The sequence below is a fragment of the Paenibacillus sp. FSL R5-0744 genome, from assembly GCF_037972555.1.
Classification (GTDB): domain Bacteria; phylum Bacillota; class Bacilli; order Paenibacillales; family Paenibacillaceae; genus Paenibacillus_AQ.
In genome coordinates, this window is record NZ_CP150228.1 from 6,301,529 (window position 1) to 6,318,687 (window position 17,159).

Here is a 17,159-nt window from a genome sequence, read left to right on the forward strand (position 1 = left end):
AATGAAAAGAACCTAATAGACCCTAATGTGAGACCGTCTCGCGCATTACTTCTTGAAGCGTCGTAATCCCTTGACTAACTTTGAGTAAGCCATCATCCATCAGTTGAACAAGTCCACGCGCCTTACCTGCGACACGCATTTCCTCTACAGAAGCAGTGTTTGTAATAAGCTGCCGCAAATGATCGTCAATGCTGAGTACCTCATGAATCGCTATTCGACCACGATAACCAGAACTGCTACAGCTACCGCAACCTCGACCACGATGTAGTTCATCCGCTGGCAACCCTAAGCTACGCAGCATAATCGCTTCCTGCTCAGACGGTTTGTAGGTTTCTTTGCAGTCGGTGCAGATTTTGCGAACGAGCCGCTGCGCTACCACACCAATTAATGAGGAGGCAATTAAATAAGGCTCTACTCCCATATCTCGCAATCGAGAGACGGAGCTAATCGCATCGTTTGTATGTAAAGTAGACAACACTAGATGACCCGTTAATGAGGCGCGAACCGCAATTTCAGCAGTTTCTGCATCGCGTATCTCACCGACCATTACAATATTCGGATCTTGTCGGAGAATCGAACGTAATCCCGCCGCAAAGGTTAACCCAATAGCCGAGTTTACGTGTACCTGGTTTACACCCTCAAGCTGGTATTCCACTGGATCTTCAACCGTGATAATATTTGCACTTTCTACATTGAGTTGATTCAGCGCTGAATATAAAGTCGTTGTTTTTCCACTACCTGTAGGTCCAGTGATTAGTAGAATTCCATAAGGACGAGCGATCATTTCCTTAAAAGCTTCCGCATTCCCCTCACTGAATCCCAGAGCATCTACAGATTTGACACCTGTGCTTAAATCTAGCAACCGCAGTACAATCTTCTCCCCGTGCATCGTAGGTAATGAGGACACACGAATATCTACCATTTTGTAATCAAATTGCATTTTGATTCGCCCGTCTTGTGGCAAACGGCGTTCTGCGATATTAAGTCGGGCCATTATTTTCAGACGAGCAGTGATAAAGCCCTGCATCTGCTTAGGAATAATCCGCTCTGTTCGTAAGGTTCCGTCAATACGGTAGCGGATCGTTAGATTATTCTCACCTGGATCCATATGTATATCAGATGCCCGCAGAGCAACAGCCTGCTGAATCATCTGATTGACCAAACGTACGATAGGAGAATCCTCATCTGTAATCTCTGTCTCTTCTATTTCTTCTTGTGTAGGGAGCTCTACTAGCATCTGATTCATAGAATCACGCATCCCATAATGACGCGCAATCGCTCGCTGTAGCTCATCCCTAGTAGAAATAGCAGGTTCGATCCGGAAGCCAGTACTCATTCGCAAATCTTCTATCGCAAAATAATCCAGTGGATCGGCCATCGCAACCATCAGCTTACCTCCTTCTTTCAAGAAGGGAAGCACCTGATAACGCTTAGCCATACTTTCAGGAATAATCTGCGTGATCGCAGGATCAATCTGGTATTTAAATAAACTGACATGCGGAATACCCAGCTGGAATTCAAGCACTTCAATCAGCTGCTGCTCCGTGATATAGCCTTGAGAGATTAGCAGATCGCCAAGCTTACGCTTGCTTTTACGCTGTTCCGCAAGTGCTTCAAGCAGTTGTTCCTGCGAAATAATATTATTTTCTACCAGCAAATCTCCAAGTCTCTTTTTGGCGATGGCCATGTCCGTTCAGCTCCGTATGCCGTTATTGGTTATACTTTTACACTGACCTCAATAATGGATAATACTAGGAATAACCAAAGATAAATTACCAGTTCTATTTCTGCAAAATACGAACATTATTTTTTCCATATTTACGGATTCATCTTTTTTGTCAAACTAGCGTATTTTTCAATAGACTTGGGACTTTAGTAATAAATTTATAGGTATATTTCAATAGATTTATGTTGTCTATCAATGCTGAATGTCCTAGAATGTATATAACATAGATTGGATAATTTTACAACGAATTCAGCTGAAAAAGCTGTCGGAAACTAGCATATACAACATACAATTCGACCATATCTACCAATAGTTAACAATCAGGGAGAGATGAACATGAAATTTGCCAGTAACAAAAGGATCTATCTTTTTACAGTAACGATCTTGCTTCTCCTTCTGCTTGTTCCGCCACTCAAAAATCACTTCACGAATGTCGAAGCCAGTTCAAATGATTATCAGATTCGTATGCTGGAGGTTACGGAGAATGGAGTTAGTGAGCTTGCGTCTCTAAAAACGGGAATATCTGGCCTTACCATTGATACAATGAGTATGAAGCGCTTTGTGGCGCTGCGGGATGATCTGGATGGAAGATATGATGCAATTTATATCGGGAAGGGGACTTACAATCCTGCACAAGTGAGTAATCAGCAACCAGCCTCGGAGGAAAATAGAGCTAAGGCACTGGACACCAAAAATATGAAAAACGATATCACTCATCTGAAGGCAGATCAAATTACGAAGGAATTTATTAATAAAGGATTATATGTTTTCTTTCATAGCCAACCCTTTAATGACAAAGATAAAAAACCACAAGCAGAACAAGGTATACTGTACAGCTCTTTTAACAGTTACCGTCTTTCCTCATCCAACCCAAAAGTTAAATTTGTGGATGATGCTGGACTCGCAAATATCTTTACCGATTTAAAAAGACAAAACTCTACGTACATAAATGATCTAAAGCAACGTCCCCGCCTTCAAATTACGAACAGAATTCCCAACTATGACCCTAATGCAACTAACAGCAAAATCTATGTTCCTGGGGAGAAGCTTTCTTTTAATTTCAATATCACTAACGCACCTAATTTACAAAGCTCTCCGCTCTCAGTCAAACTATATATCGGTCTTGATAAGTCCATCAAAATGGGAGAAAAGCAGGTCGTTGCTGAAACAGAGCTTAATACATCCAGCGGAACTATCGAATACACTTTGCCAAAAACATACTCCGGCTTACTCTATTGGAAGCTAGAAATCAATGATTATCATAAATCGCAATTAAAGGATTTTGACAGCGGGGTAATTCGTTATCGCGGAGAGAAGACCATCGTAAATATTCTTCAGGTTATGCCTGACACTCTAACGGAAAGCAGCCTCCTGAACACTAGTAATATGGATCCTCTGTTTCTGAATACAACCGATTATCAACTTAATATAGCGGTCAAAACTATGACCCAATTTAACACATATGTGAATGAAAAATATGCTGCAACACAAAGCTACGGATTAAACGGCACCTATGACATGCTCATCTTTGGTTTTGTCGACGAATACTATAAGAAATCCAACTTAAACACTAATGCAACCAACGCGATTACACAATTCACTGGTACCTTCAAGCAAAGCGCCTTGTTCACTCACGATACCATCATTAATTTAGATGCAAATAAAAAGAACTGGATCAATAATTTCATGGGGATTACCGGTCAGATGAATCCGGAGACCAACTTAGGCCATAATGCCATCAATCTTTCCACCAAGGTTAAGCCGGTGAATGACGGGCTTTTGATGCAATATCCTTTTTATCTAAGCAAGCGGGACGACAGCAACCAGCAAATCGATATCTCCACACCACAAATTGCACCAACACATAACCAGTACTTCACGCTTAATCTGGAAGATCCCGAAGTAGTATCATGGTATAACATTCAAAGCGAAGCGTCAGGTACGAAGATAAAACCAAATGGTGAATATAATCAATACCAACGTGATACCGAGGATAGTTGGAATCAATATTACACATATTCCAAAGGCAATATTACCTACTCGGGTACAGGACATTTTTTTGGAGTAAGTGATATTCCCGCCAATCTAAGAAATTTCCCAGTTTGGGAACAAAAATTGTTCGTTAATACTATGTATCGCGCTTTTATTGGTGCGAATCATGCTCCTGAGATTACGGTGCATACACCGACTAATGGCTCATCGATTCCTTCTTATCAAAACACAATACTTGTCGACTATACAGTCACTGATCTGGACTTTAACGATCGTGATCTGACAACTGAAATTCGCTTTAAAAATGGGAGCACGTATTTTACCGACATTGAAATGAGTAAAACGAGCATTAAATCAGGGCAAAGTATATATAGAACGGTTAAAAATCCGCTTCCAAATGGGGGCGCACTCGATATCGAAATTAACGCATGGGACCAAAATGGAGCTCTCTCAAGTAAAACTATCAGAGTAAATGTCCTGCCGTCGAACACCAATTTGAGTGTAACACGCTCTCTCTCTCAGAATGTTGTGAATGGTAAAGTAGAAAAGGGAGAACCGGTCACTCTTAGTTATTCCATCACCCCAAAATCTGTACCTTTTGATAAAGTAGGCACGGTCAACCAGACCTCTAACACACAATTAATATCGGATATTGTATTCACCGAGAATCTTCCACCTAACCTGGAGATTTCAGGAGAACTACCAGCCGGTACGATCGTCACTGGAAATGCAACCAGTGGGTTTAGATTGACACGCAATCTAAATAACATAACCTATTCATTAAAAACGGTGAACGGCGCCCAAATCTATAAACCAGACTCTGAGCAACCTATAACGTTCCAAATCACAGTTAAACCGACTCAGACCCAAACCTATACTTTAAATGACTCCAAGCTTAGTTATGTCGATATCCATGCCACATTACCACCTCTGGGAATCACAGGTGAATACAACGCATTTATCCTTCAGACAACCTCACTTCGTGGAGGAACTATTAAGGGACCATTAGCTTCCGGGGGCACAGTCAACTTCAACAACGCTGGTATTACAGTAAATGAACAATTCAAAGACAAAGTTCCATACGGTATTGTCACGGGCGGAGATGTTTCTCTTCCTGAAGGTACGGTTTACGGAAACATATTGGTTAAGGGCACCGTTAAAGACCAACGACCTGGTTCTATTCAAAATGGTACTATCACATACGGTGAACTTCTCAATTTCAACAAGCATGAGAGTTATCTCCTTGGACTCTCTGATGCTATTGCTAAGCTGCCTTCCAATACTTCAACGACTCATGAATATGGAAAACTTACGGTAACAGGTAGCTCATCTATCAATATTGTTAATATTTCCACTTCAGTATTAAATACGCTTAACAGCTCCGAGCTTAAAGTTCCGCAAGGATCAACGATAATTGCCAACGTAAAAGAAGATGGTACAGACCAACCATTCCTTCATTTCCCTCTCGGGAATAACGGTAGTCGTGTGCTATTCAATTTCTCAGGCACCAAGCCTTTGCGGATTTCCCAAGCCGACGTATACGGAACCATTCTGGCACCACGATCTAACATTAACTTTGATGGAGGTCAGGTGTATGGAACAATCATTGGAGCTTCAATGAATATGAGTAGTGCCACTTTATACCATTTCCCTTTTACCGGTAACCTACCAGCGGAGATCTATCCGCTACCTGTCCCAACACCAACAGATCCTTCATCAGCTAATTTATCGCGTACTACGATTTCGTTTGAGACCTTAACCTTTACAGCCGAATATAAAATTAAGGCTCTACAATTAGAAAGCAGAACCATCTATGTCGGAGAAGGAATGCGTTTAATTCCGACAGTCATTCCTTCAGATATCCCTGATCTGGCGTTTCTGTGGACAACTACCGATACTAATTATGTACAGTTGGATTCAAGCAGTGGTTACATCGCAGGCCTCGCCAAAGGCACAGCAACTGTTCATGTGGCTGCACTAGATGGTAGCGGCAAACAGGCTACAGCAACCATAACGGTAGCTGAGCGAACTCCACGATCCTTAACGATTGATGGAGATGGGACTGGTGAAATTAACGATTCTATTCCTTTAAGTGCTATCTATGTGCAAGGCAACCTAAATAATCAAGGACCAGAGGCCAATATTACCTATACCTGGTCGGTCACCAATGTCGCCTCTGGAGCAAGCAATGCTGTCATTAATACCAATCCAGACTACCCAAGTGATGATACCAAAAAGGTATTCAGTGCTACACAGTCAGGAACTTACTTGGTGAAACTCACTGTAAATTCTAGTAATCGTAATCCAATCACTGCAGATAAGACAATTGTAATCACTAACCCGCTAAAGTCACTGTCGATTGAAGGTCCAATAACGGTAATGGTAGGGGGGCAAATTGATCTAAAAGCAATTAGGAATCCTGCTGATTCCGATCCATCAACGCTAATCTGGGATTTCGTGCAATCAACGGATAACAAGATGGCTACACTTACGCCTTCTAGTGACGGGTCAACCGCTAAATTGACGGCTGGTAATACCGCTAAAGAAGGACTGCTGATTAAGGTTTCATTCCAAAAAATCACTTCAACACACATGGTTAAAATCGTTGATTTAACTGGATTAAGATTCCGGGATCAGTCCATTACTTTAGAGGTAGGCCATACTTTCCAGTTAACCGATATTTTATGGGCATTCCCAACCTCCATCTCAATAGATCAAATCAAAGATAACTTGAGTTGGGTAAGCGACAATTCTGCAATTGCCAGCGTCAATAATGGAACCAATATTAATACCAGGGGAACTGTTACAGGCGTTAAAAAGGGATCCACACTCATCACAGTGACTTATACCGGAAGCACAGGTACAACAGTAAAAGCAGATATTACGGTTAAGGTTGTGGCACCTCAGAATGACGATCGTTACTAAACTTTACATTTAAACAACAAGAAACATCCAACAAAAAAAGGGTATCCCTAAGCAATCGCTTAAGGATACCCTTTTTTCAACTAGTCTTAATGACTTACAAGTTCCAGAGGCCCCACGGTTACATTCACCTGCTGTACACGCGGGAGGCTAGACTGCTGATGAGTAAAAACATCCTGATTATATTGGATCTTAAAACGGTGACCCGAATTATATCGATCCGTATCCTGATTTTCGAAAGTAAAGCCGAGTGCCGGATCTAAGGGCTCAGTCACGCCTCCTAGTACTGCGTTTACTGTAAGATCCCCTTTAGCGAAAAAACCTCCGTTTAACCAAAAGATTGACCCCACTCCGTACAAGTTAGCATCACTATCCGTGTAAAAAAAAGCTTTCATATAAAATGAATCCTGCTCATCCTTTTTCTTAGGTGGATTCGTAAAAGTGTCAATTCGATTAATGAGCACATCTCCTTGAGATATAAGGACTAACTCCTTACTACTTAAGCCTTGGATCACGGCGTCCTCGACTTTCGTTTCCCCTAAAACAAACATAGTAGAGTTGAATTTCACCTGACCTTTAATAGTAACATTACCTGTAACTAGAATATTAGCTTGAATCTCCAAAAATTTAGTTATATCTGGGCTATAGTTATTTACCTCCAGATCACCATTAACAATAAGCCATTTGGGCTTGTTGGAAGGATTACCTGTTTTAGCTTCATCACTAAACTTCAACTGTTTGTAATCAATTCCATCGATAAGCAGATTACCGTTATAAATCGTAGAATTATTCAAATCCTTATCCAACAAGGAGTTCTGATACATTCTCAATTGTTCTAAGTATTCGCTGTACTCTAGTTTGTAATTATCCTTTTCTTCTTCTGTTGGATTATCTTTAAGTACTGGCTCAGTGTAGGGTGGATTCTCATCGGGTAGTCTATCTAATGTTGTTGTGCTTAAATAATTCCCCAGTTGATTATCCTTAATAGCTTGCTCAAGTTCAGACTTTTTCCCAGTCAACCCTGTCGCTTCCTCCACTTTATCAAGAAAGGATCCCAACACATTGATCTGAATGAACTTTTTCTGCGGTTTGATAAACACCTGTTCTTCATGAATACCCAAAATAGTAGGAAGAATGCTTGGGGCATTATTCTTATTCACAGCTGCATCAATAACTCCATTTCCAGAATATTTGATACTTTCAAGGGATTGCACATGCACTTCAGGTTGAGGCTCGGTAAAAGTGGCTATAGTTTGATCTTTCAATAATTCCACTCTAGGATATTGAGTCCTTTCTTTTAGATCTTTCACTCCCTTGTATGTATATACGGCCGTATCACTGATGTGTAACTCTTTACCCGCATATATATTGCCATGGAGACCAGGCGCGCCGTTTAATGTTAATACTTTTTCCGATCCAAAAGCATATTTAAGAAAATCAGGATAGGTATCAATGACAATCTTTTGTCTCAGCTGTCTGATGACGCCATTAACTGTGGCTTGTGCTTCAATATTGACATAGTATTTTTGCTTATCCTGCTTCTCATAGGTGATGCTTTTGATCGTACCGCCAGCTCCAGATAACTCTGTACTTACGTCATTGCTGACGCCAACAATTTTGGTGCTCACCTCATTAACAATATTTTTAATCTCATCCTCCATATGATCAGGATCAATATCCTTTCGTCCATCCAGCTTCGTCTGTATGTAAGCGACCGCTTCATCCAGCCCCTTCTGCGCCAGGTGTAAACTTTGCACATCATTCTCTCTGGTCTCCGTTCGTTGTGCCCCGCCCACCGTCGCCCCGAGCACAGCTAGTCCGAGTATTGTAAGTAGAAGAGCAACAAACATAACTAGTACTAGAGCTGATCCTTTTTCGTTATTCCTCATCCCTCCTACTCCTCCTAGAATCCGAATTTGCTTTTCAACTCCAATGGGTAGTCCCTTCCGTTGTAGCTCTGAACTAGTGATAAATCTATCGATATCAGACCACTGTCACACGGAACGGCGTTCTGACACTCTAAAATAATTTTGGATCCTTCTGCTAACTTGGAATGAATTGTAGTTCTTGCGTCCTCTGGAGGATTAATTACATCGGGGTTAGCTATCGTAAGAACTCCATTGGCAATCTGAATTCGCGACTTCATACCGTCTTGCCGTTCTAATGTAATGTAGCTATCTGTCTCTTCGCCATTTTGGGTGATCGCCGAGGTAACTTTCTCGGGTGCAAATGTATATAACTCCGTAATAATGGATGACATCAACAAATCGCCTTCATCCCGTAGAGAGTTTTCAATTGATATTTTATGATAGCTGCGTAAGCCTAACATCGTGATCCCTGAAATAATTCCAGCAACCACCGTAAATAATGATAACGCCACAATCAACTCTACTAATGAAAAGCCACCTTCTCTGCGGAAAAGCTTAACGAATTTTCTCATCAGTAATATATCCCTCCACAACAGATTGGGTCTGAGGTCCATTAGAAGAATCCACTCTGCTGGCTTTTACCAATACCGGCAATAGATATGCTGCCATATCCTTTTTATCCAAATCACTTAAAATTTCTTTATGTAACTCACGCTGGTACTCAATATCGATTCGATAGTTCACCCCATTAATTGAAGGGTTTAAAACCTGATTTAAGATGGTAGTATCTTCAACGAGTTGTCTATAGTCGTCACATTTCACAGAATCGTCTGCATCAATAACCTTTTGACATTTGGATGCTTCTAGCGAATTGTTCTCTTCTGATTTAAAGTATTCCTTCATCTTCTCAAAATCCTGCTTCTCCACATAAAACAGCGCGTTCCGCGCCAGATTGATCATAATCGTCTTGTTTTGATTCGATTTAGAGTAACTCATGGCGTTTGTAAAGTAAGACGTAAGTACCAGTGAAACTATCGATAAGATCACAATAGCGGCCAGCACTTCGATCAATGTAAATCCTTTTTCCTGCTTTAGGCCTGATTTCATCCTACTTTCTTCCTCCCGCCTACGAGAATGCTTTCATATTTGCACGTTTTTCCTTATTTTTCTACTTCCATTATATTCTCTCATATCTAGGTACAGCAATCCTCAAAATCCTTATAATTCAGATATTTCTACAATATCTCTCACTTTTTCTGTGTGCTATCATTTGGAGAGAGAGGGGATGGATGAAATGGCTTTAATAGAGTGTAAATTTTATTCGGAAGTACTAGGATTGAATACCTCAATGACTGTAATTTTGCCGCAAAAAACAACCACACAAATCGGTATGAGCAACGTAACCAGGGGAGAACTACACCCTACGTTGTATTTGCTACATGGTTTGTCCGACGATGATTCGATCTGGCTTCGCCGGACTTCGATAGAACGATATGTAGCAGAGATGGGAATAGCTGTAGTTATGCCGAATGTGCATCGCAGTTTCTATACGGATATGGCGGTTGGCGGCCGTTATTGGACCTTTATTAGTGAAGAGTTGCCGATGCTGGCACGCTCGTTTTTCCCACTGTCAGATAAACGTGAGGAGAACTTTGTAGCTGGACTGTCGATGGGTGGTTACGGGGCGATCAAGCTGGGACTGCGTAAGCCCGAATCTTTTGCAGCAGCAGCGAGTTTGTCGGGAGCACTTGATATGGCGCATAATTTTATGAACGCGGAAGATCCTACCGTCAAAAGCAAAGAATACGAAATGATCTTCGGAACAGAAGATATCGCCGGAACGCCCGATGACCTTCTTTGGCTGCTTGAGGAAGTGAACCGCTCCACCGGACCAAAACCAGCGCTGTATCAATGCTGTGGCACAGAAGATTTCCTATACACCGATAACTTGAGCTTCCGCGATGCCTGCCGAGCAACCTCACTTTCTTTAACCTATGAAGAAGGTCCAGGCACACATGAATGGGGCTATTGGGATGCCAAAATACGCGATATATTGGCTTGGCTGCCATTGAGTAATAATTAGCTTCTTCTAATAGACAACAAAAAAGGTGCAGCTATAAGCTACACCTTATTCTATACTACTCAGATTGCCCTCTCCGGAGGGTTATTTTATTTCTCGCTTAATTGCCTTCGGCGTCCTTATAAGGACGCCGAAGGCAATTATGCTTGTTTGGTGATTTTTTTAAATAATCCAGTCTGTTCTGTGATTCCTTTTTCAGCAGCAAATCTTTCAATACTCGATGCACCAAAGAATCCGTCTATACCTTCTGTCCGTTCAATTACATACGCCGCATCCTCTGGCTCAGCAATCGGTCCACCGTGGCAAATAACCATAATATCTGGATTTACCGCTTTCCCTGCTTTAATAATCGCTTCAATTCTTTCAACACAATCATCTAAAGTAAGAGCGGTTTTAGCTCCAATTGTACCTTTGGTAGTTAAGCCCATATGTGCCACCAAAATATCTGCTCCTGCTTCTGCCATAGCCTTAGCTTGCTCAGGATCAAATACGTAAGGAGTTGTGAGCATATCCAATTCATGCGCTGCTCTAATCATATCTACTTCTAAACCATACCCCATCCCTGTCTCTTCAAGGTTCTGTCTGAATACGCCATCGATCAAACCAACTGTTGGGAAGTTTTGTACGCCACTGAAACCTTGTTCCTTAAGTTGTTTTAAATAAACCTCCATCACTCTAAAAGGATCCGTTCCACATACGCCTGCTAATACGGGAGTATTTTTCACAACAGGTAAAACCTCAGAGCCCATTTCGACTACGATTTGGTTGGCATCTCCATAAGATAATAACCCCGCGAGTGATCCACGACCTGCCATTCTGTATCTTCCTGAATTATAAACAATCAGCATATCCGCCCCGCCAGCTTCACTGCTTTTTGCAGTAATCCCTGTGCCAGCTCCCACGCCTAAAAGAATCTTTCCATTTGCTACTTCTTCTCTAAACTTCGCCATGATTTCTGTTCTTGTATTTTTGTTCATGTGTAACGCCTCCATCATTATTAAAATGTTCTGTGTTAGTGTTATTTGCTCATGAGATCTATTAGCTTCTGAGCTGCTGCTTCTGCAAACTCTACATCATTAATGGCACAATCCATCTCGATAACCTCGACAACATTTCTGTTCACACCATTTCTCAAGGTATCAAATAACATTTGATCTTCCTCTACGCCATAAAAAGCTTCCCCTGCAACATCAATGCCGGATATCCCTTTAAGAGGCAACATTAATACCGTTTTTTCTTTGGCCATATTTAATTTCTCGACAAGCTTTTTGCCGATGGCTTCATTTTCTTCTACTGTTGTTCTCATCAAAGTAACTGTAGGGTTATGCTTATAGAACTTATGTCCAGCAAATTTCTCGGGTACCGTATCATAAGGGCCAAAGTTGCACATATCAAGCGCGCCTACCGATACAACCTGTGGAATATGATGTTTTCCAGCAGCTTCTAACCGATGAGGTCCAGCATTTAGCACACCACCAATAATTTCGTCCGCCCACTCTGTTGTGGTCAGATCCAATACGCCTTCAATAAAACCAGCCTCGATTAACGCTTCCATGGACTGGCCACCTACACCTGTTGCATGGAATACAAGCACTTCATATCCTCTAGCCTCAAGATAATTACGGGCCGCCGTCACACAGGGGGTTGTTACCCCAAACATTGTTGTAGCTACTAATGGTTTTTTCTCTATCACTTGTTTATTCTCAAATTTAAGCATACCGGCGATGGCGAAGGCTGCATTGGTAAAAATCTTTGTTGAAATGGAGTTCAGTCCAGCAACATCTACAACCGATGGCATCATGACAATATCACTAGTGCCTACATATGGAGCAGTATTCCCTGAAGCTACGGTCGAAACCATCACTTTTGGTACACCAATAGGCAATGCCCGCATACCAGGGGTTACAAGTGAAGTCCCTCCAGTGCCCCCAAAGGAGATAATTCCATCAAATTTGCCTTGCTTATATAATTCAGGTACTAATTTTTCCATACCTTTGGCTAATAATTCTGTTGCTAGTGCCCTATCTTTCTTGGCAACGAGCTCATCTATACTTACACCCGCGGCTGCTGCTACTTCTCGGTTAGAGATATCCGGTGTAAAGGTGGGTTCAAACACACCCGTATGAATCGTAAACGTACCTAGCTCCAAGCTTTCCAGCAAATTTTTAATGTAGAGATATTCTTCACCCTTGGTGTCAAAAGTTCCGGCAATGGCAATCGTCTTCATTTCTTCAACCTCCTCTTCAAATATCTACAACAAAAAAGCATGATCAACTTATGAGTTAATCATACTTCTTTGGTTTATCAATGAAAACGCTTTTATGTCTTATGTTTTTGTGTTTATGTTAGATTTATATTGTTTTGGAGAGAACCCTTTATACTTCTTAAACATTTTGCTAAACTGCGCATAGTCTTGGTACCCAACTAATGGTGCTAGCTCAGATAACTGGATAGGGTCTCTATGTAATATTTCCGCTGCCTTATCCATCCGAAATTGTACGAGATACGTTTGAAAGCTGCAGCCTACTTTTTTGGTAAACAAACTACTTAAGTAACTTCGGGATACATGGGCCACCTTAGCTAAATCTGCAAACAAGATCTCATTCATATAATTTTGAGCTACGTATTCTTTTACAAATTCAACATAATCATAGTGCTTTGTGATGCCGTCTAACATTTTGACCATAAAATCATCTTCATCCAGTGTCCCCGACACTTTAAAAGCTTTGGTTATATTCGTAATGGACTTCTCCGATGGGATTCTTTCAAAAGCAGAGCCCCCGATATACCCCATCAAGTTTTGATTATTACTGTACATATACTGCACATCAATTGGCGTTTTCACGGGACCACCATAAACCAATTTAATTAAATCTGGCTTTAGCGCATTGCATGTATCAAAAATCTTGTCCGCCTTAGCCTTGGCAGCTTCCAGAGAGAATACTTTTTTAGCTCCTAATAATCCCCCTTCGGTTAAGCCTAAATGTGCACAAATAATATCTGCTCCTGCCTCGATCATCTGAGCGGCTTGGATTTCGTCAAATACAAAAGCAATGGTAAACAAATCTTTTTCGTGAGCTATTCTTATAGCTTCTACTTCGAGTAGATAACCATTCCCTTCTTCTTCAAGCGCTTCACCAAATTGACCATCTATTAGTCCAACTGTGGGGTAATTATTAATACCGGAAAATCCCTTATTCTTTATTTCACTGATATAGCTCTCCATATCTTTTGTCGGATCGGTTGCATTGAGTCCAAAAATAATAGGAATATCTCTGACCAAAGGGATGATTTCCCTAGACGCAAAGTCCATCACCATATCATTACTATTGCAAAATGGCAAAATCCCAGCAAGAGAGCTCCTCCCCATCTGCCGGAATTTACCCGAGTTTAACATCAGAAGGAAGTCAGCTCCACCCTGCTTCGCATACTTTGCCGTTATTCCCGCACCTGTGGCTACTCCAATAATATGATTCCCCAGTTCTAATTGTGATCTAAGCTCGTCTAGGATTTGCTCTCTACTCATACTTACGCACCCTCCTATCCCTAATCTAAGGATAACCGTAAAGAACACTGTGAATCCAGTTATGTTGTAATTAGAGCCCCTTTAGATAAAAAAAATCTCGCCTGCGACCTATAAAAGTCTGAGGCAAGATTTGGTATTAATACGGTTTACAATATAGCGTCACCGTGTTGTACAACCCATTCATTAGCTTCGTGCAGTGCTTGCTCCGCGCGTTCGATTGCAGCTTTCACCTGAACGGTGGCTGTGCCGCCATAAACGTTACGAGCGTTAACCACAGCTTCCGGTTGAAGAACAGCATAGATATTCTCGTCGAACAGCGGTGAGAATTGCTTGAACTCTTCCAGCGTCAGATCCAGCAGGAACTTGCCTTCGTTAATGCAGTAGAGCACTGTTTTTCCGATTACTTCATGTGCTTGGCGGAAAGGAAGACCTTTGCCTACCAAGAAGTCGGCGATATCGGTTGCATTCGAGAAGTCCGTGTTCACGGCTTCACGCATACGTCCCTTGTTCACCTTCATGGTGGAGATCATCGGCGCGAACAATTGCAGTGCACCAGTCAGTGTAGTAACTGTATCGAACATGCCTTCTTTGTCTTCCTGCATATCCTTGTTGTAGGCGAGTGGCAGAGATTTCAGTACGGTCAGCAAGCCAATCAGGTTGCCGTAAACGCGGCCTGTTTTGCCCCGTACCAGTTCTGGTACGTCCGGGTTCTTCTTCTGAGGCATAATGCTGCTGCCTGTGCAGAAAGCATCATCCAGCTCCACGAAACTAAACTCTGTGCTGCTCCACAGTACCAATTCCTCACTGAGTCTGGATAGATGTGTCATAACAAGCGCTGCATTCGCCAAGAACTCCACGATGAAATCGCGGTCGCTGACAGCATCCAGACTGTTCTCGTAAACACTGTCAAAGCCCAATTGCTCGGCCACAAAATGGCGGTCGATCGGGAAGGTTGTTCCCGCAAGCGCTCCTGCTCCGAGTGGCAGAACGTTGATCCGTTTGTAGCTGTCCGTCAGACGTTCCGCATCGCGGCGGAACATGGAGACGTAAGCCAACAAGTGGTGAGCAAACAGGATCGGTTGTGCCCGTTGCAAATGCGTATAACCAGGGATGATCGTCTCCACATTATCTTTGGCCTGCTCGATCAAAGCTTCCTGCAATTCATGCAGCAAGCTAACTAGCTCAACTACACGCCCCCGTAAGTAAAGGTGCATGTCCGTTGCCACTTGATCGTTACGGCTGCGTCCTGTGTGCAGTTTACCCCCAACCGGACCAATTTCCTCGATCAGATGTTTTTCAATATTCATATGGATGTCTTCATCCGCTACGGAGAAAACAACCTCTCCAGCGTTAACCTTGTCCAATACTTTGTTCAGACCTTGCTTAATGGTCTCCACATCTTCTTGTGGAAGGATTCCACATTTGCCCAGCATTGTGACATGCGCCAGACTGCCTTGTACATCTTCTTTGGCCAAAGCCTTATCAAATCCAATGGAAGCCGTATATTCCTCCACCAGCTTGTTTGTTCCTTTAGTAAACCGTCCGCCCCAAAGCTTGCTCACCTGTAGTTTCCTCCTCTTGGACGCCAGAGGGCCGCTCCTATCCTGACGGGAGGAACGGCCTTCGGGGTTGCCCGTTTAAGTTTATGTTATCGTTCTATTTCGAAGCTCCATTTACACCTGTAGAAACCTTTAGGCGCAATGCGTTCAAGTGGATAAAACCAGTTGCATCCCCTTGATCATAAGCTTGTGTAGGATCAGCTTCCATCGTTGCAATTTCAGGGTTGTACAGGCTGACTGGGCTCTTCACTCCAGCGCCGATGATGTTGCCTTTGTACAGTTTAAGACGAACAGTGCCCGTTACATTTTGCTGGCTCTGTGTTACAAGAGCTTGAAGTGCAATACGCTCTGGTGCGAACCAGAAACCGTTATACACCAAAGTGCTGTAACGAGTGATCAGGCTGTCACGCAGGTTCATCACTTCACGGTCCATCGTGATGGACTCCATTTTGCGATGAGCGACGAACAGGATTGTTCCACCCGGAGTCTCATACACACCACGGCTCTTCATGCCGACAAAACGGTTCTCAACCATATCCACACGTCCGATACCGTGTTTACCGCCTAGCTCGTTCAATTTCTCCATCACTTGAAGTGGGGTTAAGGACTCACCATTCAGCGCTACGCAGTCTCCCTTAACGAAATCGAGTTCCAAATATTCCGCTTCATCCGGAGCATCCTCTGGAGCGTTGCTCAGTAGGAACATTCCTTTGTTCTCAGGTGCACTTGGATCGAACCAAGGATCTTCCAATACGCCGCTCTCATAGCTGATGTGCAGCAGGTTACGGTCCATCGAATACGGCTTCGCCGCAGAGGCTTGTACCGGAATATCATTAGCTTCCGCATAAGCGATCATTTCCGCACGGCCTGGAAATTGATTGCGGAACTCTTCCAGACGCCAAGGTGCAATCACCTTGATGTTCGGAGCTAATGCAGCTACACCAAGCTCGAAACGCACTTGGTCATTCCCTTTACCTGTCGCACCGTGTGCGATAGCCGTAGCACCTTCAGCGATGGCGATATCCACCATGCGCTTAGCGATCAGCGGACGAGCAATACTAGTTCCAAGCAAATATTGGCCTTCGTAAAGCGCGCCGGATTGGAACATAGGGTAGATGAAATCGCTAGCGAATTCATCGCGCAGGTCGTCGATGTATACTTTCGAAGCGCCGGTTGCTAGTGCTTTTTCCTCCAAACCGTCGAGCTCCTCTTTTTGGCCGATATCGGCTGTAAACGCAATGATCTCAGCATCATAAGTTTCTTTAAGCCATTTCAAAATAACGGATGTATCTAGTCCGCCGGAATAGGCGAGTACAATTTTTTCTTTAGCCATGGTGTGGCAACTTCCTTTCGTGTGGGGGGTATAAGATTCGCTAAAATGCGCTTATAGAACTCCGGTAATAAGGCGCAACTGCGTGAAATGTTTGGACTTCCGGTCGCTGTTATAATCAGATTTCTATGATTTCAGTCTGCCTTCGCAGATGAA

General features: G+C 42.7%; 11 protein-coding genes. 2 read left to right on the forward strand and 9 right to left on the reverse strand.

What is annotated here, in order from left to right:
- Positions 1–22 precede the first annotated feature (22 nt).
- Entirely contained in the window at positions 23–1,687 is a 1,665-nt protein-coding gene (locus MKY19_RS28000) for an ATPase, T2SS/T4P/T4SS family (protein WP_149645302.1), read from the reverse strand.
- 375 nt (positions 1,688–2,062) lie between these two features.
- Between MKY19_RS28000 and MKY19_RS28005 the strand changes: the two genes are divergently transcribed.
- Complete coding sequence (locus MKY19_RS28005) at positions 2,063–6,643, forward strand: DUF5057 domain-containing protein (protein WP_339799036.1); 4,581 nt, start codon at positions 2,063–2,065, stop codon at positions 6,641–6,643.
- A gap of 86 nt (positions 6,644–6,729) precedes the next feature.
- Here the strand turns inward: MKY19_RS28005 and MKY19_RS28010 are convergent, their stop codons facing one another.
- Genes MKY19_RS28010 through MKY19_RS28020 form a run of 3 tightly spaced genes read right to left on the reverse strand, consistent with a single transcriptional unit; the run spans position 6,730 to position 9,615 of the window.
- On the reverse strand, positions 6,730–8,529 hold the full coding sequence (locus tag MKY19_RS28010; protein ID WP_339799039.1) for a hypothetical protein: 1,800 nt from the start codon (positions 8,527–8,529) through the stop codon (positions 6,730–6,732).
- Between the two features lie 14 nt (positions 8,530–8,543).
- Positions 8,544–9,080: a prepilin-type N-terminal cleavage/methylation domain-containing protein gene (locus tag MKY19_RS28015; RefSeq protein ID WP_339267514.1), complete on the reverse strand. Its 537-nt coding sequence runs from the start codon at positions 9,078–9,080 to the stop codon at positions 8,544–8,546.
- Positions 9,064–9,615, reverse strand: coding sequence for a type II secretion system protein (locus tag MKY19_RS28020; RefSeq protein WP_339799042.1), 552 nt, complete (start codon positions 9,613–9,615; stop codon positions 9,064–9,066). Before MKY19_RS28020 ends, MKY19_RS28015 begins: the two co-directional genes overlap by 17 nt.
- A gap of 187 nt (positions 9,616–9,802) precedes the next feature.
- Between MKY19_RS28020 and MKY19_RS28025 the strand changes: the two genes are divergently transcribed.
- A complete protein-coding gene (locus MKY19_RS28025) occupies positions 9,803–10,591 on the forward strand; it encodes an alpha/beta hydrolase family protein (RefSeq protein ID WP_339799045.1) in 789 nt (262 codons plus the stop codon).
- A 137-nt stretch (positions 10,592–10,728) separates the two neighbouring features.
- Here the strand turns inward: MKY19_RS28025 and MKY19_RS28030 are convergent, their stop codons facing one another.
- The 5 genes from MKY19_RS28030 to MKY19_RS28050 form a co-directional block, all read right to left on the reverse strand.
- Entirely contained in the window at positions 10,729–11,565 is an 837-nt protein-coding gene (locus MKY19_RS28030; protein ID WP_042192344.1) for a phosphoenolpyruvate hydrolase family protein, read from the reverse strand.
- A 41-nt stretch (positions 11,566–11,606) separates the two neighbouring features.
- Positions 11,607–12,815 (reverse strand): Tm-1-like ATP-binding domain-containing protein, encoded by a 1,209-nt coding sequence (locus MKY19_RS28035; protein ID WP_042131317.1) that lies wholly within the window; start codon positions 12,813–12,815, stop codon positions 11,607–11,609.
- 99 nt (positions 12,816–12,914) lie between these two features.
- A complete protein-coding gene (locus MKY19_RS28040; RefSeq protein ID WP_339799048.1) occupies positions 12,915–14,114 on the reverse strand; it encodes a phosphoenolpyruvate hydrolase family protein in 1,200 nt (399 codons plus the stop codon).
- A 146-nt stretch (positions 14,115–14,260) separates the two neighbouring features.
- The gene (argH, locus tag MKY19_RS28045; protein WP_339799051.1) at positions 14,261–15,676 is read right to left on the reverse strand and encodes an argininosuccinate lyase; all 1,416 of its coding nucleotides are present in this window, start codon (positions 15,674–15,676) and stop codon (positions 14,261–14,263) included.
- Between the two features lie 94 nt (positions 15,677–15,770).
- Complete coding sequence (locus tag MKY19_RS28050) at positions 15,771–17,006, reverse strand: argininosuccinate synthase (RefSeq protein ID WP_076297891.1); 1,236 nt, start codon at positions 17,004–17,006, stop codon at positions 15,771–15,773.
- Positions 17,007–17,159: the final 153 nt, after the last annotated feature.

What these genes read in the sequence shown, in the direction of transcription:
- MKY19_RS28050 (WP_076297891.1), bottom strand. Translation starts at nt 17,006, where the DNA reads ATGGCTAAAGAAAAAATTGTACTCGCCTATTCCGGCGGACTAGATACA.
- MKY19_RS28020 (WP_339799042.1), bottom strand. Translation starts at nt 9,615, where the DNA reads ATGAAATCAGGCCTAAAGCAGGAAAAAGGATTTACATTGATCGAAGTG.
- MKY19_RS28035 (WP_042131317.1), bottom strand. Translation starts at nt 12,815, where the DNA reads ATGAAGACGATTGCCATTGCCGGAACTTTTGACACCAAGGGTGAAGAA.
- MKY19_RS28025 (WP_339799045.1), top strand. Translation starts at nt 9,803, where the DNA reads ATGGCTTTAATAGAGTGTAAATTTTATTCGGAAGTACTAGGATTGAAT.
- MKY19_RS28040 (WP_339799048.1), bottom strand. Translation starts at nt 14,114, where the DNA reads ATGAGTAGAGAGCAAATCCTAGACGAGCTTAGATCACAATTAGAACTG.
- MKY19_RS28030 (WP_042192344.1), bottom strand. Translation starts at nt 11,565, where the DNA reads ATGAACAAAAATACAAGAACAGAAATCATGGCGAAGTTTAGAGAAGAA.
- MKY19_RS28015 (WP_339267514.1), bottom strand. Translation starts at nt 9,080, where the DNA reads ATGAGAAAATTCGTTAAGCTTTTCCGCAGAGAAGGTGGCTTTTCATTA.
- MKY19_RS28005 (WP_339799036.1), top strand. Translation starts at nt 2,063, where the DNA reads ATGAAATTTGCCAGTAACAAAAGGATCTATCTTTTTACAGTAACGATC.
- MKY19_RS28010 (WP_339799039.1), bottom strand. Translation starts at nt 8,529, where the DNA reads ATGAGGAATAACGAAAAAGGATCAGCTCTAGTACTAGTTATGTTTGTT.
- MKY19_RS28000 (WP_149645302.1), bottom strand. Translation starts at nt 1,687, where the DNA reads ATGGCCATCGCCAAAAAGAGACTTGGAGATTTGCTGGTAGAAAATAAT.